The 19,275-nt window shown below is 69.3% G+C and carries 19 protein-coding genes and 4 pseudogenes; 17 read left to right on the forward strand and 6 right to left on the reverse strand.

The window, feature by feature from the left end:
• Window positions 1-348: 348 nt before the first annotated feature.
• On the forward strand, window positions 349-774 hold the full coding sequence (locus tag ACFVXA_RS36810) for a hypothetical protein (RefSeq protein ID WP_362033096.1): 426 nt from the start codon (window positions 349-351) through the stop codon (window positions 772-774).
• On the opposite strand, the pseudogene ACFVXA_RS36815 reads toward ACFVXA_RS36810, so the two are convergent.
• Window positions 691-1,551: pseudogene (locus tag ACFVXA_RS36815) on the reverse strand (IS5 family transposase). The gene ACFVXA_RS36810 and the pseudogene ACFVXA_RS36815 sit on opposite strands and share 84 nt — an antisense overlap.
• Before the next feature lie 160 nt (window positions 1,552-1,711).
• Between ACFVXA_RS36815 and ACFVXA_RS36820 the strand changes: the two are divergent.
• Complete coding sequence (locus tag ACFVXA_RS36820; protein ID WP_362033004.1) at window positions 1,712-1,930, forward strand: hypothetical protein; 219 nt, start codon at window positions 1,712-1,714, stop codon at window positions 1,928-1,930.
• Between the two features lie 61 nt (window positions 1,931-1,991).
• Here the strand turns inward: ACFVXA_RS36820 and ACFVXA_RS36825 are convergent, their stop codons facing one another.
• Window positions 1,992-2,132 carry a hypothetical protein gene (locus ACFVXA_RS36825; protein WP_383909465.1) on the reverse strand — a complete coding sequence of 47 codons (141 nt, stop codon included), beginning with the start codon at window positions 2,130-2,132 and terminating at the stop codon, window positions 1,992-1,994.
• A gap of 250 nt (window positions 2,133-2,382) precedes the next feature.
• Window positions 2,383-3,765 (reverse strand): MFS transporter, encoded by a 1,383-nt coding sequence (locus tag ACFVXA_RS36830; protein ID WP_390028395.1) that lies wholly within the window; start codon window positions 3,763-3,765, stop codon window positions 2,383-2,385.
• 522 nt (window positions 3,766-4,287) lie between these two features.
• Here ACFVXA_RS36830 and ACFVXA_RS36835 point away from each other — a divergent pair.
• From ACFVXA_RS36835 to ACFVXA_RS36880, 10 genes and pseudogenes are all read left to right on the forward strand, one after another.
• A complete protein-coding gene (locus ACFVXA_RS36835; RefSeq protein ID WP_362033012.1) occupies window positions 4,288-4,896 on the forward strand; it encodes a riboflavin synthase in 609 nt (202 codons plus the stop codon).
• Entirely contained in the window at window positions 4,893-5,540 is a 648-nt protein-coding gene (locus ACFVXA_RS36840; protein WP_384404228.1) for a nicotinamide riboside transporter PnuC, read from the forward strand. Before ACFVXA_RS36835 ends, ACFVXA_RS36840 begins: the two co-directional genes overlap by 4 nt.
• Window positions 5,537-6,877, forward strand: coding sequence for a bifunctional 3,4-dihydroxy-2-butanone-4-phosphate synthase/GTP cyclohydrolase II (locus ACFVXA_RS36845; protein ID WP_390028398.1), 1,341 nt, complete (start codon window positions 5,537-5,539; stop codon window positions 6,875-6,877). The genes ACFVXA_RS36840 and ACFVXA_RS36845 overlap by 4 nt, the downstream gene beginning before the upstream one ends.
• A 23-nt stretch (window positions 6,878-6,900) precedes the next feature.
• Window positions 6,901-7,416 carry a 6,7-dimethyl-8-ribityllumazine synthase gene (gene ribH / locus ACFVXA_RS36850; RefSeq protein ID WP_390028399.1) on the forward strand — a complete coding sequence of 172 codons (516 nt, stop codon included), beginning with the start codon at window positions 6,901-6,903 and terminating at the stop codon, window positions 7,414-7,416.
• Window positions 7,417-7,639: 223 nt separating this feature from the next.
• Window positions 7,640-8,023, forward strand: coding sequence for a transposase domain-containing protein (locus tag ACFVXA_RS36855; RefSeq protein WP_390028400.1), 384 nt, complete (start codon window positions 7,640-7,642; stop codon window positions 8,021-8,023).
• A gap of 54 nt (window positions 8,024-8,077) precedes the next feature.
• Window positions 8,078-8,575, forward strand: a pseudogene (locus tag ACFVXA_RS36860) (transposase); the annotation flags it as partial.
• 255 nt (window positions 8,576-8,830) lie between these two features.
• Window positions 8,831-9,382 (forward strand): SigE family RNA polymerase sigma factor, encoded by a 552-nt coding sequence (locus ACFVXA_RS36865; RefSeq protein ID WP_390028402.1) that lies wholly within the window; start codon window positions 8,831-8,833, stop codon window positions 9,380-9,382.
• Window positions 9,379-10,095: a hypothetical protein gene (locus ACFVXA_RS36870; protein ID WP_390028403.1), complete on the forward strand. Its 717-nt coding sequence runs from the start codon at window positions 9,379-9,381 to the stop codon at window positions 10,093-10,095. The genes ACFVXA_RS36865 and ACFVXA_RS36870 overlap by 4 nt, the downstream gene beginning before the upstream one ends.
• Window positions 10,096-10,794: 699 nt before the next feature.
• Window positions 10,795-11,793, forward strand: coding sequence for a DUF1259 domain-containing protein (locus ACFVXA_RS36875; protein ID WP_390028405.1), 999 nt, complete (start codon window positions 10,795-10,797; stop codon window positions 11,791-11,793).
• Entirely contained in the window at window positions 11,793-12,998 is a 1,206-nt protein-coding gene (locus tag ACFVXA_RS36880) for a cytochrome P450 (RefSeq protein WP_362033030.1), read from the forward strand. The genes ACFVXA_RS36875 and ACFVXA_RS36880 overlap by 1 nt, the downstream gene beginning before the upstream one ends.
• Window positions 12,999-13,525: 527 nt before the next feature.
• On the opposite strand, the gene ACFVXA_RS36885 is transcribed toward ACFVXA_RS36880, so the two are convergent.
• Window positions 13,526-14,863 carry a PLP-dependent aminotransferase family protein gene (locus ACFVXA_RS36885; RefSeq protein WP_390028406.1) on the reverse strand — a complete coding sequence of 446 codons (1,338 nt, stop codon included), beginning with the start codon at window positions 14,861-14,863 and terminating at the stop codon, window positions 13,526-13,528.
• 88 nt (window positions 14,864-14,951) lie between these two features.
• Between ACFVXA_RS36885 and ACFVXA_RS36890 the strand changes: the two genes are divergently transcribed.
• Window positions 14,952-15,575 (forward strand): DJ-1/PfpI family protein, encoded by a 624-nt coding sequence (locus ACFVXA_RS36890; RefSeq protein ID WP_390028408.1) that lies wholly within the window; start codon window positions 14,952-14,954, stop codon window positions 15,573-15,575.
• A gap of 57 nt (window positions 15,576-15,632) precedes the next feature.
• Here the strand turns inward: ACFVXA_RS36890 and ACFVXA_RS36895 are convergent.
• Window positions 15,633-16,016, reverse strand: a pseudogene (locus ACFVXA_RS36895) (helix-turn-helix domain-containing protein); the annotation flags it as partial.
• Between the two features lie 4 nt (window positions 16,017-16,020).
• Window positions 16,021-16,893, reverse strand: a complete 873-nt coding sequence (locus ACFVXA_RS36900) for a hypothetical protein (protein ID WP_390028409.1) — start codon at window positions 16,891-16,893, stop codon at window positions 16,021-16,023.
• Window positions 16,894-17,093: 200 nt separating this feature from the next.
• Here ACFVXA_RS36900 and ACFVXA_RS36905 point away from each other — a divergent pair.
• The 4 genes and pseudogenes from ACFVXA_RS36905 to ACFVXA_RS36920 form a co-directional block, all read left to right on the forward strand.
• A pseudogene (locus tag ACFVXA_RS36905) lies at window positions 17,094-17,165 on the forward strand (ArsR family transcriptional regulator); the annotation flags it as partial.
• A gap of 151 nt (window positions 17,166-17,316) precedes the next feature.
• On the forward strand, window positions 17,317-17,583 hold the full coding sequence (locus ACFVXA_RS36910; RefSeq protein ID WP_390028438.1) for a hypothetical protein: 267 nt from the start codon (window positions 17,317-17,319) through the stop codon (window positions 17,581-17,583).
• Window positions 17,580-17,792, forward strand: coding sequence for a hypothetical protein (locus ACFVXA_RS36915; protein ID WP_390028411.1), 213 nt, complete (start codon window positions 17,580-17,582; stop codon window positions 17,790-17,792). Before ACFVXA_RS36910 ends, ACFVXA_RS36915 begins: the two co-directional genes overlap by 4 nt.
• Window positions 17,793-18,352: 560 nt before the next feature.
• On the forward strand, window positions 18,353-19,240 hold the full coding sequence (locus ACFVXA_RS36920; protein WP_383745566.1) for a hypothetical protein: 888 nt from the start codon (window positions 18,353-18,355) through the stop codon (window positions 19,238-19,240).
• Window positions 19,241-19,275: the final 35 nt, after the last annotated feature.

A 19,275-nucleotide genomic window follows, 5' to 3' on the forward strand; every position in this document is an offset into this window, starting at 1 on the left:
TTCTCCGGTGCTACTTGAAGGTGCCAATCGCCCTGAGATGCGCATGAGAATGACATAAAAGGCAGCTAAAACCAGAAGAAGACCTGCTGCGTAAAAACTTTTGACAGCCGCGCCATAAGCATCTCCAGCCAGGGACATGGGCGAAAGCGGCCGCAACGGGGATGTCAGCCCCCCGACCATGCCCGTACGGTGGCGGTGACGCGGGTGAACTCCGGGACGGCTCGCGCAACGGATGGTGCAAGAGCAGACGCAACGGTTGACGCAAGAGATGATGCCGCCAGGCGGCCCAGGCCACGGTTCCAACAGCAGCACCGTAGGGCGGTGGCATCTTCGTACGACTTTCCCCACATGCTGACCGCCGCCCAGAGCAAGCTTGATCAGGTGCCTGCCGACCTCCAGGCGCTCTTCGAGACGCTTCCATGGTCGGTGGAGCCGACGGACGGGTGGGAGACGCACGAGAACGCATGGCGGCCTGCATCGCGCCCCGCCTCCCCCGGCTGGGATCCGCAAGACGCCACAGAGGTCGCCCGGCTGCGGGCGAGGGAAGTCGAGCTCGCCCGGCTGGTCGTGGGCCACCAGTTCTGGGGTGAGCTCAGTCCCGCCGACCTGCCAGCCGCCCGCGACGCGCTCAAGCACCACCGCGAGCGCAAGACAGCCGACACCGTCAGCCAAGGCCTGTCCCTTTGGTCGTTAGCGGCGTGTCCAGATGAGGACGGCGGCGAGGTGGAGAGCGGCTTGGCAGGCGATCGCGAGCTTGTCGCTCCATGTCGCTAGGCCGCGCCACTGCTTGAGGCGGTTGATGCACCGCTCGACGGTGTTGCGCTGTCTATAAGCGTCTGTGTCGAAGCCGGGTGGCCGGCCGCCTCGGCGGCCTCGCCGCAGGCGGTGGCCGATCTGGTCGCACGGCTGCGGGATGACCGCACGGATCGCGCGGCGCCGCAGGTGGCTGCGGATTGCACGGGACGAATAGGCGCGATCGGCCAGGACCATGAGGGGGGCGGGTCCGGGGCCGGCCGGGACCGGTTCTCGGCACGCGGATGCGGGCCATGACCGTCTCGAAGGCGGGCGCGTCGCCGGCCTGGCCCGCGGTGACGGTCAGAGCCAGGGGCCGTGCACGGCTGTCCGCGGCCAGATGGACCCTGGTGCTCAGCCCGCCGCGAGAGCGTCCCAGCGCGTGGACGTCCGGCTCGTTGCGGCAGGCTGCCCCCTTTTGGGGGCTCCGGCGGCGTGTCGGTGGGCCCGGACAACGGTGGAGTCGACTGACACGGTCCAGCCGATGTCAGCGTCGGTGTCGGCCGCAGCCAGGACCGCGGCGAGGATCTTCTCCCAGGTGTTGTCGGCTGCCCACCTGATCAGGCATTTGTGAGCGGTCTGGAAGGAGCCGAGTTCGGCAGGCAGGTCCCGCCAGGGTGAGCAGGTGCGGTATTTCCACGCGATGGCTTCCAGCGTGCGGCGGTGGTCGGCCCACCGCCGACCCCGGGGTGGATTGGCCGGCATCAGCGGCTCGCTCCGGTCCCACATTGCATCACTGATCACTAGCCGGATGGACATATCCGATCAACTGTCCAGCCCCCTGGAGAGACACGCGCCCTCACAAGTCCCGCAACAGCACCCGCTGACCCCTTCGCGTGACCCGACGAGTAGCTTTGCAGCAGCCGAACTTGGGGGAACGATGGCCTTCGGTGAACTCTTGACGCTTTGGCTCCTCGCCATGGCAGTTCTGGGAATGACCGGTGCTGGGCTCGGTGTCTATGCCCTGATCTGCAACCGGGCGCCTGGACGACTGCTCGGCAAAACAGTACGGAACCCCAGACTTTGGGGAACCGGCATGCTGTTCATGGTCTCCAGCTTGGCCTTCGTCTCATGGACGCCGTTCATCATCGGGCTCGGCATCACTGTCACCGGCCACGCTGTTAAGCCCACCGGGTGACCCAGAATCGCCACTCACGCGACGGCACCAGCGCCGCCAGGGCGGGTCGAAGAGACAGGCTCTAGCCGCCAGCACGCCGGCGGTACGCGTCGATCGCGCCGCGTACCGTGCCGGCTTCCTGCCACTCCTCTTCCTGGGCTTCGGAGGGCGGACGGCCGGTGTGTACGAGGGAGTTGGCCGCTGTGGCGACCGCCTCCGGCATCGCGTAACGGGGCACTATGTGGCCGGGACGCTAAGGCAACTGCATTGGCCGGCGAAGGCCCCCATAAGAGACGGCGCCGGCCTGAGCCTCTACCAGGTCGCACGCGAACTGCGGTTGCTCCTCGCGCTCTGGATCGGCGCCTGCTCCGCCTGTCACCGCGACATGCCAGAACCGATATGAGCCTGACCAGGCACTGCTGGAATCCAAGCGCCTGGAGGGCGAAGGTTCGGCTGGCGCCGAGATCCCGCGATCAGGACCGGCGCAAGAGGCTTCGGGCCTTGGGGAGTGCCAGAGGCGGCAGATGCTGCCGGAGCGCCTGGCTGCGGCTGAAGTGGTAGGCCAGCGCAAGGGCTAGGACGCTAAGCAGCATGCAGGAGAGGCCGGCGTCGGCGAATGCGGCTCGGGGCCCGACAGTGTGGACAAGAGCGCCGGTGAGGGGGCCGCCGACAGCTCCGCCGCCCATCATGGCGACCACATAGAGACCGCCGATCCGTCCTTGGATGCCGCGCTTCCCACTGAGTTGCACAGCCGCGTTGGCTGTCGTACTGAACACCAGGGCGCACATCCCGATCGGGGCCAGGAGCACAGCGAAGGCCCCAACCCCGGGGCAGGCGGCCGCGCCTGTCTCCAGGGCTCCGAGGACGCCGGCGGATGCGGCCAGGATCGTGAGCCGACCGCCGCGCAGCCGCCCGGCGAGCAGTGCGCCGCAAAGGGACCCCGCGGCCAGTACGGTGCTGAGCACGCCGAAAGACGGTGCGCCCGCGCCCCATCCCAGGGCGGCGTAGGTGGGGAGCAGCACGGCGAAATTCGAGCCGAGGATGCCCATCAATGCGACAAGGGCGAGGATCCACAGCAGCTCAGGGCGGGCCGCGACATGGCGGAGAGCTTCCCAGCGGTGTTCGGCCCGACCGTGCTGTGGACAGCGGTGCTGCCCCTGGGGCGCCCGCATCCGGAGCAAGAGACACAGGCACGCAAGGGAGGCTGATGCGCACAGGGCAAAAGTAAAGCTGACGCCGGCGAAGCCGATCAGCACACCCGCCGTGGCAGGCCCCGTCAGCCGGCCGAGCTGACGTCCGCAAGAGGTGACGCTGACGGCGCTGCGCAGGCGGTCGCGGTCGACGAAGTCGGGCAGAAAGGCCTGTCGGGCCGGGGTTTCGACTGCGGAGACAGTGCCCAGCAGCGCGGCAATCACATACACCCAGGACAGCCGTGCCTCGTGACACGCGACCAGCGTCGCCAGGGCCAGAGCAAGGAGCATGTTCAGCACAGCGCACAGAGTCAGCAGCAGGCGCCGGGGATAGCGGTCGGCCACCACTCCGCCGCACAGGCCGAGGGCGAGGGCTGGTAGGCACTGAAGGGCCACCGCTATGCCGACGGCCGTCGCGCTGTGAGTTGCGCTCAGTACCAGCCAGTCCTGCGCAGTCCCCTGAACCCAGCTGCTGGCATTGGACAGAGTCTGAGCGGCTGTGAAGAGCCGGAAGTCAGGGATCCGAAGCGCACTCCAACCGTCGCCGGGTGTATCGGCCGGGCTCTTGCGCAGTGCTGGCGCAGGAAGGGCAGTGGGCACTCCACGATCATGTAGCCGCCTGTGGTCACACGCACTCCCCCACCCGGCACTCGTTGACGACGACACCTGCCACCCCCGATCGGAGGACCCACAGCTCGGCCGGTAGCGCTTGCCACGGTGTCGGGCTCAGGCAGGCCGTCGATGATGTTCGGCACGGTGGTTTTTGATCAATGCCGGATCTGACGAACACGAGGCGATGTGTGCTCACAGCGACCGTGTGAGGCCTGAGGATCTGACGAGCCCGGCTGTGTCCAGCGCCGGCTGTTTCGAGCGCCCGGCTGTCTCGAGCGCCCGGCTGTGTCCAGCGTCGGCTGTTTCGAGGCCGCCGTGGCCGGTGTCTCCCTGAATGCGCAGGTCACGACGTGGGGGGCAGACATCCCCCGTGAGGTGGGCTGATCGGTGGATGCTGCGCTGTGGGCGCGGCTGCGATGCTCGCAGAACGGTTGATCCGGGAGCGCCTGTGTGGGGTCCCTATCGCCCGCGGAGGGCTTGTGCTCCCCGCTGCGGTCACCGTGCCGTCGTATGCGGCCGGGGGCGGGGCGAAGGATCGACTGCCATTGCATCGCTTGTTTTGTGGAGGGCTCGGAAGTGTTCACCGGAATCGTTGAGGAGCTGGGTGAGGTCACCGCCGTCGAGAACCTCGGCGATGCCTCCCGTTTCCGGGTCCGCGGCCCCGTTGTGGCCAAGGGCGCGCAGCATGGCGACTCGATCGCCGTGAACGGGGTCTGTCTCACTGTCGTGGAGTACGAGGGCGGTGAGTTCACTGCCGACGTCATGGCGGAGACCCTGGACCGCTCCAGCCTCGGCGCGCTGGCCGTGGGTTCCCGCGTCAACCTGGAACGGCCGATGGCCGTGGGCGCGCGCCTTGGCGGTCACATCGTGCAGGGCCATGTCGACGGCACCGGCGAGGTGCTGGAGCGCGAGCCGTCCGAGAACTGGGAGGTCGTGAAGATCTCGCTGCCGGCGCGCCTGTCCCGCTACGTCGTCGAGAAGGGTTCCGTCACCGTCGACGGCATCAGCCTCACGGTCGTGGAGGCCGGTCCCGGCCACTTCGCCGTGAGCCTCGTCCCGACCACCCTCGGCCTGACCACGCTCGGCGTGAAGCAGCCCGGCGATCCGGTCAATCTCGAGGTCGACGTCATCGCCAAGTACGTCGAGTGTCTCCTTAGCGACCGTGCCCGGAAGGACACCGGGTGAACTGGCTCAACTCCGGGGCGTTCATTGTCTTGGGACAGCACATCAAGTGGTCGGACATGATCGGCAACACGATCGGTTTGTTCGCCCTGGCGTGCGGGTTGCGCCGCTCGCTGTGGAGTTGGCCCGCCCAGTTCCTGTCCGGTCTCATCCTCTTTGCTGCCTTTGTCCCTGCTCATCTGGTGGGAAGCGCTGGTAAGCAGGTCGTGGTGATGGTCGTCGCCGCGTGGGGCTGGGGGCAGTGGGTCCGCAGCCGGAAACAGGTCTCAGACGGTTCGGTCGCCGTTCGCTTCGGCACCTGGCGCGAGCGCACCATGATGCTGGCCGGCGCCGCTCTCGGCACTGCCGCCGTCGCCCTGCTGTTCACCGCCTACCCGGCCCTGTCGCGGGACCCGTGGCCGGACGCATACATCTTCGTCGGCACCATCGTCGCCATGTATGCCCAGGCGCGCGGCATGGTCGAGTTCTGGTTCGCCTGGCTTCTGGTCAACCTCGTCGGCGTACCGCTCAACTTCGCAGGCGGCTTCGCCTTCTCCGGCTTCGTCTACGTCATCTACAGCGCGCTCGTCCTGTGGGGTTTGCGCGATTGGTGGCTTCGGTCCCGTTCAGCATGCATGCCTACCCCGGAAGGAACGGCAACATCATGAGTGCCTTTCTGTCTCCCGTCCCTGCTGCGCCGGAAGTACTGCGCGCTGCCCTCTCGAATCCGGTCCACTGTCCGGCCGACGGCGACGAGGACCGCTGTCTTGACCCGGTTGAGCTGGCCATCGCCGACATCGCGAGCGGCCGTCCGGTGGTCGTCGTCGACGACGAGGACCGGGAGAACGAGGGCGACCTCGTCATCGCCGCCGAGCACGCGACTCCCGAGATCGTCGCGTTCATGATGAGCGAGTGCCGTGGTCTGATGTGTGCCCCCATGGAGTCCGAGGAGCTGGACCGGCTCCGGCTCCCGCAGATGGTCGACGACAACACCGAGTCGATGAAGACCGCGTTCACCATCTCCGTGGACGCCTGTGCCGCCCACGGTGTGAGCACCGGCATCTCGGCGTCCGACCGGGCGACGACGCTCCAGTTGCTCGCGAGCGGTACGGCCGGGCCGTCCGACTTCGTCCGCCCCGGCCATGTCTTCCCGCTGCGCGCCAGGCCCGGCGGCGTCCTGGTCCGCAACGGCCACACCGAGGCCGCCGTCGACCTCGCCCGCCTCGCAGGGCTCCGCCCCGCGGGCGCGATCGTCGAGATCGCGGGCGAGGACGGCCGGATGCTCCGCCTGCCCGAGCTGATCCCCTTCGCCCGCAAGCACGGCCTGACGATCATCTCCATCGAGGACCTGATCGCCTACCGCCGCACCGCCGAGCCCACCGTCCGCCGCGAGGCCGAGGTCCACCTGCCCACCGCCTTCGGCGAGTTCACGGCGTACGGCTACCGCTCCACCGTCGACGGCGTCGAGCACGTCGCCCTCGTCCACGGCGAGATCGGCGCCGGCGAGGACGTCCTCGTCCGCGTCCACTCCGAATGCCTCACCGGCGACGTCTTCGGCTCGCTGCGCTGCGACTGCGGACCCCAACTGGACAGCGCCCTGCAGCGCGTCCAGGAGGAAGGCCGGGGCGTGGTGGTGTACCTGCGTGGCCATGAAGGACGCGGCATCGGCCTGCTGTCCAAGCTCCGGGCGTACGAGCTCCAGGAGCGCGGCCGGGACACCCTCGACGCCAACCTGGAGCTCGGCCTGCCCGCCGACGCCCGCGACTATGGCGCGAGCGCGCAGATCCTGGACGACCTCGGCGTCCACAGCCTGCGCCTGATGACCAACAACCCCGACAAGACCGACGCACTCGTCCGGCACGGCCTCAAGGTCACCGAGCGGGAGCCGATGCCCGTACAGGCGGGCGAGCACAACCTCCGCTACCTGCGCACCAAGCGGGACCGGATGGGGCACGACCTGCCCTGGCTCGACACGGCCACCGTGTCGGCCTGCGGCAATCGGTGAGCAAGAGCAGAGCGAGGAGAGACGTGAGCGGCAAGGGTGCACCGGAACTGTCCGTACGCAACGTGAGCGACCTCAGGGTCGCCGTCATCGCGGCGCAGTGGCACGAGAAGGTGATGGACGGCCTCGTCGACGGCGCGCTGCGCGCGTTGCACGAGCTGGGAATCGACGAGCCGACCCTGCTCAGGGTCCCCGGCAGCTTCGAGCTGCCCGTCGTCGCCAAGGTCCTCGCGGGCCGCGGCTACGACGCGATCGTCGCCCTCGGCGTCGTCATCCGCGGCGGGACCCCGCACTTCGAGTACGTGTGCCAGGGCGTCACACAGGGCCTGACCCAGGTCAGCGTCGACACCGGCGTACCCGTCGGCTTCGGCGTGCTCACCTGCGACACCGAGGAACAGGCCCTGGACCGGGCCGGCATCGAGGGCTCCCACGAGGACAAGGGACACGAGGCGGTGACCGCCGCCGTCGCGACCGCGGCCACACTCTGCTCGGGTATAGCGAGCTCGCTGGAAACGGCTTCGAGGAGTCCTGGTGCTGCATGACTGACAGGTCGCTCTTTTAGCAGGGAGGGACCTTCGTGCCGGTCGATGGTTGCTGTCCGGCCGGGAGCGGTCGGCCGGCAAGGCCGGCTGCTGCTGCTGCTGCAAATCGTCATGTCGACGGCCCGTCCGGTGTCCCCTCGAAGCCGGCGAAGGCGGCGGGAGCCACAGTTCGGCGACCGGATCCGGCTGCTCGGCGTACTCGCTGAGGAGAAACACCCCCGAAGTGGTCGACGAGGTGCTGGAGTTGGCCGGAAGAGCCGAGCGCCGAGGCAGGCTCCTGCCGGCCGGCCGCGTGGTGGCCTGCTTCGTCCTGGCTCTGTGCCTGTTCAGCAGCTCCGACAGCAGCGGGCCGCCGGGATACCGGGTGGTCCTGCGGACCCTGGCCGAGAAGCTGCGGCACCTGCCGGGCGGGATCGTCGCTGCGGCACCTGCCGGGCGGGATCGTCCAGCGCCTGCCTGCCAGTTCGGCCCTCGCCAGAGCCCGCCGGTGCCTGGGCGGCAAGCCGTTCCAGGAGTCTCGGGTCGCGGGGCCGACGAGCACTGCTCAAGTCCTGTGGATCGGCGCGGGAGGCACGCGGAGGGCGTACGTTCCCGCTTGATCCTGTGAGGGTCACCGAGTAGGTGGGCCCGCGTTCACAGCGCGGGTTGGGCAGGCACGCCCGTGTTCAGCGTAGTCACCACCGACGGTTTTGCCGGGTCCGGCTCCCTGATCGACGAGATGGTGCGCGAGGGCGCCCGTCGGATGTTCGCCGCCGCGCTGGAGGCCGAAGTCAACAAGTACGTCGCCGAGTTGGCGGCCGAGACCGACGAGATGGGCCGGCGCCTGGTGGTCCGCGACGGTTGTCCTCGGCCCCGCAGCGTGGTCACGCCGCCGGCTCGGTTGAGGTCAAGGCCCCGCGCGTGAACGACAAACGCGTGGGTGCGGCCACCGGAGAGTGACGGCGGTCCTCCTCGAAGATCGTCCCGCTGTGGTGCCGCACATCGCCGATGGTTTCCGAGGTACTGCCGCTGTTCTGCCTGCAGGGGCTGTCCAGCGGCGACTTCGTCCCGGCGTTGGAGCACTCGGCAGCGCGGCCGGCTGTCCTACGCGACGGTGACCCGGCTGACGATGCAGTGGCAGGACGGCCACGCCGCCTTCTGCGACCGGGACTTGTCCGGCCGCGGTCTTCAAACTCGTCGAGTCCGCTTTAGGCCTGCTGTAGGGCGATCACCGGAGCCCTCCTGGTGCCGCTGGTCCGGACAGGCGCCAGGTTCGAGGACGGTGTCCTGGTCGAGCGGCAGGAGGCTGGCCGCAGGAACCGCCACGACGCTCCGGGCGAGGAGCCTGGCAGCCTCGTGATCGAAAAAGTCCGACCGGCAGGGCAGTCGAACTCCGTTCCGTACCCGTCTTTACGGGGGAACGAGGGAGGGCACTATGAACGCCGACGAGGAACGCGAGTTCCGCGAGTTCGTGGCGGCGCGGTCGAGATCGCTGCTGCACACGGCCTATCTGCTGACCGGGGACTGGGAGCAGGGCCGCGACCTGCTGCAGACCGCGCTTGCCTCCACCGCTCGGCGTTGGTCGAAGCTGCGCGACCGGCAGCAGCCGGAGACCTACGTACGCCGGGCGATCTACCACGCTCAGGTGGACCGCTTCCGGCTGCTCAGCTGGGGACGGGAGACGGTCACCGACACCCTGCCGGACCAGCCGTCCGCGCAGGCCGTTGACTGGGCCGACGCCGTGGTCCAGCGGCAGGACATCATGGCCGCGCTGCGGCGACTGCCCAAGCGCCAGCGCGCGGTGATCGTGCTGCGTTACTTCGAGGACCAGCCGGACACCGAGATCGCCGCGATTCTGGGCGTCGCCCAGGGGACGGTCCGCAGCCAGACCCACAAGGCCCTCGCCTCCCTGCGCACCGCCTTGGCCGAGGCAGGGCCGTCGGCCACCGCCTCCTCCACCGCCTCCGGAAGGGGCGTCATCGTATGAACGACTCGACCGAACACCCGCTGCACGAAACGTTGCTGCACGATGCCTTGCACGCCCATGTCCGGGAGAGCGGCGGTAATGCCGCGGGTCCCTGTCTGGTCGGCCTGGCCGACGGCGCATTGCAGGTCGCCCGGCGGCGGCAGCGGCTGGCCCGCGCCGGGGCCGGCATCGCCGCCGCCGTGGTGGTCGCCACCGCGTGGGTGGCCGTCGCGGACGGCGCGACCCGGCACGCGCACCGCGTTCAGCCCGCCGCGCAGGGCACCGGGAACACCGCGAAGGAGGCCCTGATCTCCCTCCTGCCGGTCACCTCGTCCACGGAGCACGCCTGCACCCATGGCAGCGGCGGCTACACCGTGCACGCGAGCGCGACCCACCCGGCGTCCTGCATCCACGCCGACCGGGCCAGGGGCATGACCGACGTCCATGCCGCCTCCGCGAAGGCCGTCAAAAGCAGCATCGACGGCACCTGGCAGGTCGAGGTGACCCTCAGCTCCGCCGACCGGACCCGTTTCGCCGCCCTCACCGGCTCCCTCGCCGCGGCCCCCTCCCCGCGCAACGGATTCGCCATCGTCATCGACGGCAAGCTCTGGGGCAACCCCTTCGTGACCTCCTCGATCACCGGCGGCCGCCTCGAAATCGTCGGGGCCTTCGTCGGGGACCTCACCAGCGCCACCGCCCACGACCTCGCCCTCCGGCTGGATACCGGCAAGTGACCCACATCCTGTGTGACCTGCGCTGATAGCCGGTACAGGTCACACCCCCGGACTCCCCCCATGGCGCAGGGCAAACCCGACGTCCGGGAGAGCGACTCCACCCGCGGCGAGTAGCGGCGCCGGGCGAGCATCCCGGCGCCGAAGCCGACTCCTGCTACAGCGTTGACGAACCGGTGACCAAGGTGCACGAGTGCGTCCTGCACTCGATCGGCGAGGCGTTCAACCACCACCGCCTGCCTGTGAACCTGGCCGAGCCGCCGGCTGTGGCCAGGGCGACGACGGGAAGCGAACTCCCCTCTCACACGATCCACACCCTCGGCGCCACGCACGATCCGCAGGCCAGCCCGCTGAGGGTTCGGTGCCGACGCGCGTCCGGACGGCGGCCAGCCCGGGCGGTTCCGCATCGAGTGGCCAATCTGCCCGACGGGCTAGCCTCGCGCCTTCGTGAAGCGGGCTGTCCCATGAGTGACACCCGCACAGCGGCAAGTGCCCCTGACCACGGTGATGGAGCCCTTATCGAACCCGGAGCGGTTCGCCCGGCAGACGCTGGCTGGGGTGGCCTCGATGGCTCGCGCGACGAGCTGCTGTACAGCCGCACTCCGAAGGCGGCAGCCAGTTAGCCCACCTGCGGGATGTGACTGTGCCGATCAGCGGTCCACGCGGTCTCCCGTGCTTGCATCGCGCCAGGAGGCATATGACATGGATGACGAGCGACAGCAGGACACCCGCTCTCGGCTCACCGCGTCCCGGCGCCGTGTGCTGGCCGTGGCCGCCCTTGCGCCCGTGCTCACCGGTGTGCCTGCCGGGGCCCGCGCCCTGTCCGGCGGACCGCACGACCGCGCCCTGGTCGAACCGGTGATGACCAAGCTGGCGGACTGGACGGACGTGGGCAAGGCTCTCGGCCGACCCGGTGACATGAAGCGGTTCATGTACCACACGGCCTTGCCGCGCCAGGACCTCACGGTCTTCTCCCGCGGCATCCGGATCAACCCCGCGCTCGCCCTGGGCACGCACGTGTCCTTCGTCCGGTACGCAGACCACAGCACGCTTTTGATGGGCGACGCTGTGGTCACCGAGCGCGAACTGCAGCACTTCAGTGACGTCCTGCAGCAGCACGAGATCATGCAGACCGCCATCCACAAACACCTGCTCGCCCACGAGCCGGCTGTCTGGTGGGTTCATCTGCACGCCCACGGCCACGATCCGGTCGCCGTCGCCCGCGGTCTGCGCGCCGCATTCGACTGCACCGGCACCCCGCCCGCCGAACCCACCACCTCCTCGCCGCCCGTCGACCTGGACACCGCCGCGATCGACGCCGCCATGGGCGTCAAGGGCACCACCGACGGCGAGATCTACAAGAGCGTCTACGTCCGCCGCGAGACCGTCGCCGACGGCCCTGTGATCCTGCCTCCGGGACTGGGCGCCACCACGTCCGTCAACTTCCAGCCGCTCGGCGGCGGAAGGGCCGCCCTCAGCGGTGACCTGGTCATGATCGCCAAGGAGGTCCAGCCCGCCCTCGTGGCCCTGCGGCGCGGTGGCGTCGAACTCGTCGAGGTGCACCACCACAACCTCACCGACGAACCACGCCTGTTCTTCGTCCACTACTGGGCCGTCGGCGATGCCGTTCGCCTCGCCAAGGCCATTCGCCGGGCCGTGGACACCACCAACGTCGTACCCATGCCCGGAGGAGCCGCCTGATGACCGCGGACAACGAGTCCATCATCTGCCCGTTCGACTTCAGTGAAGCCCTGGAGTTCGACCCTGCGCTCGCGGACCTGATGCACCGCGATTCCCCCGCACGCGTCCGGCTTCCCTACGGCGATGCGGACGTGTGGCTGGTCACCGGCTTCGACGCCGTCAAGCAGGTGACCACCGACCACCGGCTCAGCCGGGCCGCCATCATCGGCCACGACTACCCGCGGCTGACGCCGGAGCCCATCGTCTCGCCCGAATCGATCAACGTGATGGACCCGCCGCACAGCAGCCGCGTCCGCCAGCTGGCCTCGCAGGCCTTCACCCAGCAGCAGGTCGACGGGATGCGGAGCCGGATCACCCGGCTCGCGGACGTCCTGCTGGACAAGATGGAGGAGGACGGGCCGCCGGCGGACCTGGTTCAGCACCTCTCCGATCCGCTTCCCCAGCACACCATCCTGGACCTCCTCGGCATCGAACGGGAGGAATGGCCCCAGATGCAGGAGTCCGTGCGCCAGCTGCTGGTCGTCGGCGCGGGCAACAAAGAGGCCGCGGCGAGCGCCAAGGCCGATCTGACGGCCTACTTCGCCAAGCTCGTCGGGCAGCGCCGGAACTCACCCGGCAAGGACCTCATCAGCGTGATGGCCGCAGCGCGGGACGGCGAGGACCAGCTTGACGACAGGGAACTGGCGGTCATGGCACTGACGCTGACACTCAGCGGCCAGGACACGGCAACGTGCCAGATCAGCGACATCGCGTACCTGCTCCTGACGCGTCCCGAGCTGATGGAACACCTCAGGCGCCGGCCGGAGACCCTGACTGACGTCCTGCAGGAGATGCTCCGCCACATCCCGTTCCGCAAGGGGGTCGGTATCCCCCGGGTGGCCCTTGAGGACGTGGAGCTGGACGGCGTACGGATCCGGGCGGGCGACTTCGTCCACGTGTCATACCTGACGGCCAACCGTGACCCGGAGCGCTTCCCGGACTCGCACGTCCTCGACCCCAGCCGGCCGTACCAGCCGCACATGACGTTCGGCTGGGGCGGACACCGGTGCATCGCGGTGCCCTTGGCCATGGCGGAGCTGGAAGTGGCGATCGGGCGCCTCTTGGAGCGCTTCCCCGGGCTGCGGCTTGCGGTGCCGCCGGAGGAAGTGCGGTGGGACACGAAGACGATCCGGCGGTTTCCGCTGGAGCTTCCGGTGGCTTGGTAGGAACGCCCGAATCGCGCCGGGCCTGATGGGGGTAGTGCGTCGGCGCGCTCGGTCAATGCGAGCACTCCAGGTGGGAGTGCACGGTGGAAACCCGCAGGTCAGAGTGATGGCTCTGATCGAATGCGGCACCCGCTCCATCACCGACGCGGCCTTCGACTCGATCGCCGGATGCAGCGAGCACAAGCTCGCCCGCCGCCTGCTCGCCTCCCTGCGGCCAGGCATGCTGCTGCTGGCCCGACCGCAACTTCGCCGGCCACGCACTGGGGGGCCTGGTCGAAGCGACCGGCTCCGCCTCGCCTGGCAGGGCGGAGCCGGGGCTGCGTTCGCAGCGCGGTGCGAGCGGACCTGCGAAGAGCAGCACCGCGGCGCACGGCTCGTGAACGTCTCGAGCGGTCACCAGCCTGCGAACCGTGATTTCCTCATCAGTGCCGGGTCGCAGGCCGACCGGGTTTCCCCAGGCCTCCAGCGCCGACGGCCTCTCGTACGCAGACGCCGGTGCGGGCAGGAACCGGCTGAGCGGGGGCAGTTCAGGCGTAGGCGTCCTCGACGGCGACTCGTCGCACGGTACGCAGCGTCGACTGGAGAGTGTCCAGATCGGTCGAGCCCAGAGCGAGGCGGATCGCCTGCGGTGTGTGCATCGAGGTGGTGAACGGCTCGGCCGTGGATACCGAGATGTGCTGACGCGCGAGGGTGGCGGTCAGGCGATCGGCGCGTGCGTCGTCGGGCAGCGGCAGCCAGGTGAAGTAGGAGGAGGGGTGGCTGATGAGCGGCAGGCCTGCCAGCTCTTGTCGGGCGAGTGCCTGGCGGGCCTTGGCGTCGTCTCGTTTCTGCGCTTCCAGGTGGTCCGCCGTGCCGTCATCGAGCCAGCGGCAGGCGATCGCGGTGGTGAGGGCCGGGGTGTTCCAGGTAGTCGCCCGAATCGCGCGTTCGAGCGGCGGCACCGCAGACGGCGGGGCGACGACGAAGCCGACCCGCAGGCCGGTGGCGACGCTCTTGGACAGTCCCGAGACGTAGAGGGTGATGTCCGGCGCGGACGCAGCCAGCGGCGGTGGAGGGTCCTCGGCCAGGTAGGCGTAGGAGGCGTCTTCGATGATGAGCGGACCGTGCTGTCGAGCGATCTTGATCAGGCGGGTCCGGTCAGCTGCCGGCATGACCCAGCCCAGCGGGTTGTGCAAGGTGGGCATGGTGTAGATCGCGCGCACGGGGCGGGTCGCGCACAGCTTCTCGAGGGCATCGAGATCCGGCCCGTCGGCGGTTGCGGGTATGGGCTCCAGGTCGAGATGGAAGGCATGCGCGAGCACTTTGAAGCCCGGGTAGGTGAGTGCGTCGACCGCGACGACGTCGCCGGCGTTGAGCGCGGCCATGACGGTGATGGCCAGGCCGTGCTGCGCACCGTTGACGATGAGGATGTGATCCGCGTCAGTGGTGATTCCCCGACGCCTCAGGTGCCGTGCGATCGAGGCTCTGTCCTGGGGACGCCCTCGATGGGGCTGGTAGCGCAGCAGCGAGTCGAGATCACCGGAGGTGGCCACCTCTCGCAGGGCCTGCCGGAGGAGGTCGGCTTGCCCGGGCAGCGACGGGTAGTTGAAGTTGAGGTCGACCGCATCCGTGGCGATGACCTGCTGGTCGATGCCGTGACCGGCGGGAACCGCGATGTCACGCACGAACGTGCCGCGGCCCTGTTCCCGGCTCACCAGGCCCATCGTTTCCAGCTCGGCGTACACCCGCGTCGCGGTCACCACGGCGATGCCCTCACGGGCGGCGAGCCCGCGGTGTGTCGGCAGCCGCACGCCCGCGGCGAGCCGCCCGGTCCGGATGTCGGATGCGAGCGCGTCGACCAGCATTTTGTACCGCGAGGCTGCCATACACCGGATTGTATGCATGACAATTCTTTGACTGTCCTGTTCGCGGGTCCTTACCGTCAAGACCCACCCACCCGGAAGGACAGCCGCCGTGCACATCGCCATCCTCACCTTCGAGGGCTACAACGAGCTCGACTCCCTGATCGCACTCGGTGTCCTCAACCGCATCAAGACCGACGGCTGGCGCGTCACCATCGCGACCCCCGGCCCCAAGGTGACGTCGATGAACGGGGTCGTCATCGAACAGATGTCGACCCTCGAGGAGGCGTGCGCCGCTGACGCCGTCATCGTCGGCAGCGGCATCGCCACCCGCGAGGTCGTCGAAGACCCGGCGATCATGAACACCCTGCGCGGCCTCGACCCCTCGCGCCAGCTCATCGCGGCACAGTGCTCCGGCGCGCTCGTGCTGGCCAGGCTCGGCCTGCTCAACAACATCCCCGCCTGCACCGACCTGACCACCAAGCCCTGGGTCATCGCCGCCGGCGCCGAGGTGCTCAACCAGCCCTTCTACGCCAAGGACAACATCGCCACCGCCGGCGGCTGCCTGGCCTCGCACTACCTCGCCGCCTGGATCATCGCCCGCCTCGAGGGCAACGACGCCGCCGAAAGCGCGCTGCACTATGTCGCCCCGGTCGGCGAGAAGGAGGAATACATCGAGCGCGCCTGGCGCAACATCAGCCCCTACCTGCCCGCTGCCGCACCGGCGCTCGTCTGAACGACCCGCCGCAAGCAGCGACCGGCCAGGAAGCCCCGTCATGTCGTGCTGCGCCATCGATGTCCGTGACCAGTGGGTGGCGTTCTTCGGGAGCTGCTCCAGCGTGGTGACCACGACCGCTTCCACCTGATCGACGCTGATGGTGGGCGGCCGGCCCGGCCGGGGCTCGTCGGCCAGCCCGTCCAGCCGCTCGGCGAGGAAGCGTCGGCGCCACTTGCGGACGGTGTCCGCACTCACCCGCAGATCCCGGGCGACCGCGACGATCGGCGGTACTTCCGGGCCCGCGCACGCCAGCACGATCCGCGCCCGCAGGGCCAGGGCCTGGGCCGATGTCGCCCGACGCGTCCACCGTTCCCACACCGCCCGCTCATCATCAGACAGCAGTAAGGGTTCCAGCTTCGGGCCCCGACGAGGAACTGACGCACCAGCAGCAGAAGTCACGCAACTACTGACGATCAACTACTGGCGCAGGACCCTGGCCGAGCTTCCGCAGCACCTCGGCGATGTTGGCCCGGTACGTCCGCAGCGCCTGCAGGCCGGCGGTGTAGCGGTCGCGATGCCGTGTGATGTCCGCAGCCTGCTTCTGCGCCCGTACGGCGTGCCAGAGCTCGGCCGTATGGTGGCGGCGCTTGCAGGTGACGTCCGCGACGGCGGTGGCCCGCTCCCGCTGCGTATGCCGGGTGTTGCCGTCGCTCTCCCGCTGCCAGGCGTCGTCCGTGTACGCCGCGACGGGGTCGGGATAGCGGGTGAATCCTTGTTCTGCCACACAGCGGGACCACACACCCCAGGCCGCGTGAAGGCGCGGGTCACGCTTGACCGCCTTGTCGACCTCGATCGCCCTTCTGCTTGCGTAGAGCCAGTCCCGCTTGAGGTCGATGCCCTGCATCAGCCGCCGGCTCGCGTCGGCGTTGCAGGCGGGCCAGTCCGCATACTCAGCGTTTGTCATGCGGCGGCCCTTGGGCCGGACGGCCGGGTGCTTTGCCGGGTCCCAGCCGTAGCCCCAGCGGCGGGCCGTGTCCAGATCGAGGGCGCCATAGTCGGTGCTGACCGCGGTGGCGACGAGGGGGTCGCTGGGGTAGCGGGGGTCGAGCGGGAAGTCCCGGTGGCCGCGGTTGGCCATGCACTGCCGGATCAGCAACGCCGATGCCTGCCGGGACCGCTGGTAGTCCTGCGGCGTGTAGTCGTAACGGTCGGCCGGTAGGGGGCCGGGGTCCGACGCTGTGCGAATGACCTCCGGGCGTTCCGGTCCGGAGGCGCAGAACGCCGCCAGCATCGCCACCCCCGCCGTGGCGCCCAGCCGCCACCCCCGCCACACCATGACCAGGAATGCTAGCGGGCGGCGTGTACGTGATCGGCCGCAGCCCCGGAGACTCACTTGTAAAGGATTCTTTAGAAAGATGTCTTTAGACAGATGTCTTTAGATGCATGTCCGAGCGCACGCCCAAGGCCGGCACGCCGAACCGCTCCGTCCATCTCGCAGACCCCGGCGCCCTGCGCGCCTACGCCCACTCCACCCGTATGAAGCTGGTCGGGCTGCTGCGCGTCGAAGGGCCGTTCACGGCGACCCGCGCCGCGGAACTGACCGGCGAGTCCGTGGCCAGCTGCTCGTACCACCTGCGGATGCTCGCCGAGTACGGCCTGGTCGAGGAAGCCGAGGGCGGCCAGGGCCGGGAGAAGCCCTGGCGGGCCACGGCCCGCTCAGGGCGCCGACAGCGAGGCGGCCGAAGCGCTCAACACGGCCATGGCACAGCGGTACTTCGAACGGATGACCCAGGCGGTCGAGACCCGGCAGCAACTGCCGCGCGAGTGGCGCGAGGCGGAGCAGTTCGGCGACGACGTCGTCTACCTGACGGCCGCCGAACTCGCCGAGCTGGGTGAGCAGTTCTCGGTGCTGCTGGAGTCCTACGGCGAGCGGTTCGACGACCCGTCACGGCGTCCGGAAGGGGCAGAGCCGGTGACCGTGCTGCGTATCGCGTTCCGCAACCGCCGGGGGGAAGCCGCGTCATGAACCACCACCCGGACATACACGCCCTCCACGCCGCCCGCGCGGCCGAGCTGCGTGCACAGGCCCACGCCGGGGAGCTGCGCCGGAGCGCCGGCGCCGGCCGTTCGGGCCGGAGCAGCACGCCGCTCCGCGCCCGCCTCGGCCGGCTACTGGTCGAGGCGGGCCTGCGGCTCCTGCACTCGCCGGCGCCACCGCGCCCGGCGGAAGGCTGAGAGCGCGCCAGCGCTTCGTCGGCCGCTTTGAGTGTCCGAGCAGCCAACGAGCCTTCTGCTCCGCTGCTGTCACGGGTGATGTGCCGGCGGTGGTGGCTGCGGTGGTGCCGGGCAGCGGCTGCAGCAGTCTCGGCTGCAGCCCGACCGCACAGCGGTGCCTGGTGTCCTGGCCGCGGCGAAGAGGGCGCCGGCCGCGGTACACCAGGCTGAGGCGGCGGGCTCGTTGGCCGCCAGCAGCTTCCACATCGTCACGGCAGTGCAGGCTGCTGCGGCCGCACATGCCAGCCCGGCAAGCCACCGCTGGGCGCGCAGGAGGAGGTGCCGAAGGGTGTGACGCCACGCCGGCTGTGTGTTCATGGTTGCTCTCCCATGGGTTGGAGGGGGCCTGAATGAAGCCAGATTCAGGCGGCCAGGTCCTCCTTCGCCATGGATCCTGCGGATGGCACTCGTCAGCGCGTCGCATCCCCGACCATGGGAGGTGACAGCGGCGGGTGGCCACGCGTTGTGCCCATTGACATAGGTGAGGTCACCGCGCTAGCCGATGCGGCGGGAGGGCGCACGTGCGGGAAGTGTGGGACTGGGAGGCGTGGACCGAGCAACTCGTCGGCGATGCGGGCGAGGACCTCTCCGGGGTGTTCACCAACGTCAAGGTGCATACGCTGCGCGTGACACAGGTCAAGTGGGCCACCGACTGGGAGACCCGGGCATTTTGCGATCTCGCCCTCCACCTGCTCTACCAGCATCACCTCACCGACACCTCGTCGCCCTCACTGAGCCACGAACTCAAGCTGTTCAAGAACCTCGGTCCCGAGGACCTGATGCGCCATGCGTCCCGGCTGATTCCCGACGCGCACCAAGCGGACAGGCTCGACCGGCAACGGTGGCTCGACACCTGGCGCCACCAGGCGGCATTCCTCGAAGACCTCATCGCCTACCTGTTCAGGCCCGGAGTCGTCCTGCGCCGGGTCCGGCAGGTCCAGGAAGAACTCGTCGCGATGGCCCCGGCTCTGACACTCGGCGACCTCATCAGAGAAGGCACGGAAGCGGAACTGCAGTCCACCCTGGCCAGCCCGGTCGTGGGACTGCAGACCTTCATCCAGGCAGCCCTGCCGCGCCAGCCTCGGATCCAGCAAGCGATCCACGCCATCGAAACCACGGCCCTGGACGAGTGGGCACGTCTGTACGGCGCCGTCTTTCCCGCCTACGGCCTCAGCCTGCGCCCCGGCGTCAGCTGGCTGGACATGTCCCGGCTCTTCGACGCCCTCATCGAGGGCGTCCTCCTCAAAGCCCGCACTCTCGACCACATTCCCTGCCTCGCCAACGGAGACAACCTTCTGGCCGGCGGGATCTTCGCCCTGCTGCCGGCCCTGTGCGACATCCCAGCCGCACAAGTCGACAGCCTGACCGTCTGCGAACCCATCCGCTGGAAACCGGACCCCCGGACCTGACCGCCCCTCAGACTGGGCCTGGCGCCGGCGGCAGG

Source organism: Streptomyces sp. NPDC058246 (genome assembly GCF_042881985.1).
In the GTDB taxonomy this organism is placed as follows: domain Bacteria; phylum Actinomycetota; class Actinomycetes; order Streptomycetales; family Streptomycetaceae; genus Streptomyces.

Bases quoted from the DNA above. Each gene is read 5' to 3' on its own strand.
- ACFVXA_RS36810 (WP_362033096.1), top strand. From the start codon at position 349: ATGCTGACCGCCGCCCAGAGCAAGCTTGATCAGGTGCCTGCCGACCTC.
- ACFVXA_RS36820 (WP_362033004.1), top strand. From the start codon at position 1,712: ATGGCAGTTCTGGGAATGACCGGTGCTGGGCTCGGTGTCTATGCCCTG.
- ACFVXA_RS36825 (WP_383909465.1), bottom strand. From the start codon at position 2,132: ATGCCGGAGGCGGTCGCCACAGCGGCCAACTCCCTCGTACACACCGGC.
- ACFVXA_RS36845 (WP_390028398.1), top strand. From the start codon at position 5,537: ATGAGTGCCTTTCTGTCTCCCGTCCCTGCTGCGCCGGAAGTACTGCGC.
- ACFVXA_RS36865 (WP_390028402.1), top strand. From the start codon at position 8,831: ATGAACGCCGACGAGGAACGCGAGTTCCGCGAGTTCGTGGCGGCGCGG.
- ACFVXA_RS36870 (WP_390028403.1), top strand. From the start codon at position 9,379: ATGAACGACTCGACCGAACACCCGCTGCACGAAACGTTGCTGCACGAT.
- ACFVXA_RS36875 (WP_390028405.1), top strand. From the start codon at position 10,795: ATGGATGACGAGCGACAGCAGGACACCCGCTCTCGGCTCACCGCGTCC.
- ACFVXA_RS36880 (WP_362033030.1), top strand. From the start codon at position 11,793: ATGACCGCGGACAACGAGTCCATCATCTGCCCGTTCGACTTCAGTGAA.
- ACFVXA_RS36885 (WP_390028406.1), bottom strand. From the start codon at position 14,863: ATGGCAGCCTCGCGGTACAAAATGCTGGTCGACGCGCTCGCATCCGAC.
- ACFVXA_RS36900 (WP_390028409.1), bottom strand. From the start codon at position 16,893: ATGGTGTGGCGGGGGTGGCGGCTGGGCGCCACGGCGGGGGTGGCGATG.
- ACFVXA_RS36910 (WP_390028438.1), top strand. From the start codon at position 17,317: ATGGCACAGCGGTACTTCGAACGGATGACCCAGGCGGTCGAGACCCGG.
- ACFVXA_RS36915 (WP_390028411.1), top strand. From the start codon at position 17,580: ATGAACCACCACCCGGACATACACGCCCTCCACGCCGCCCGCGCGGCC.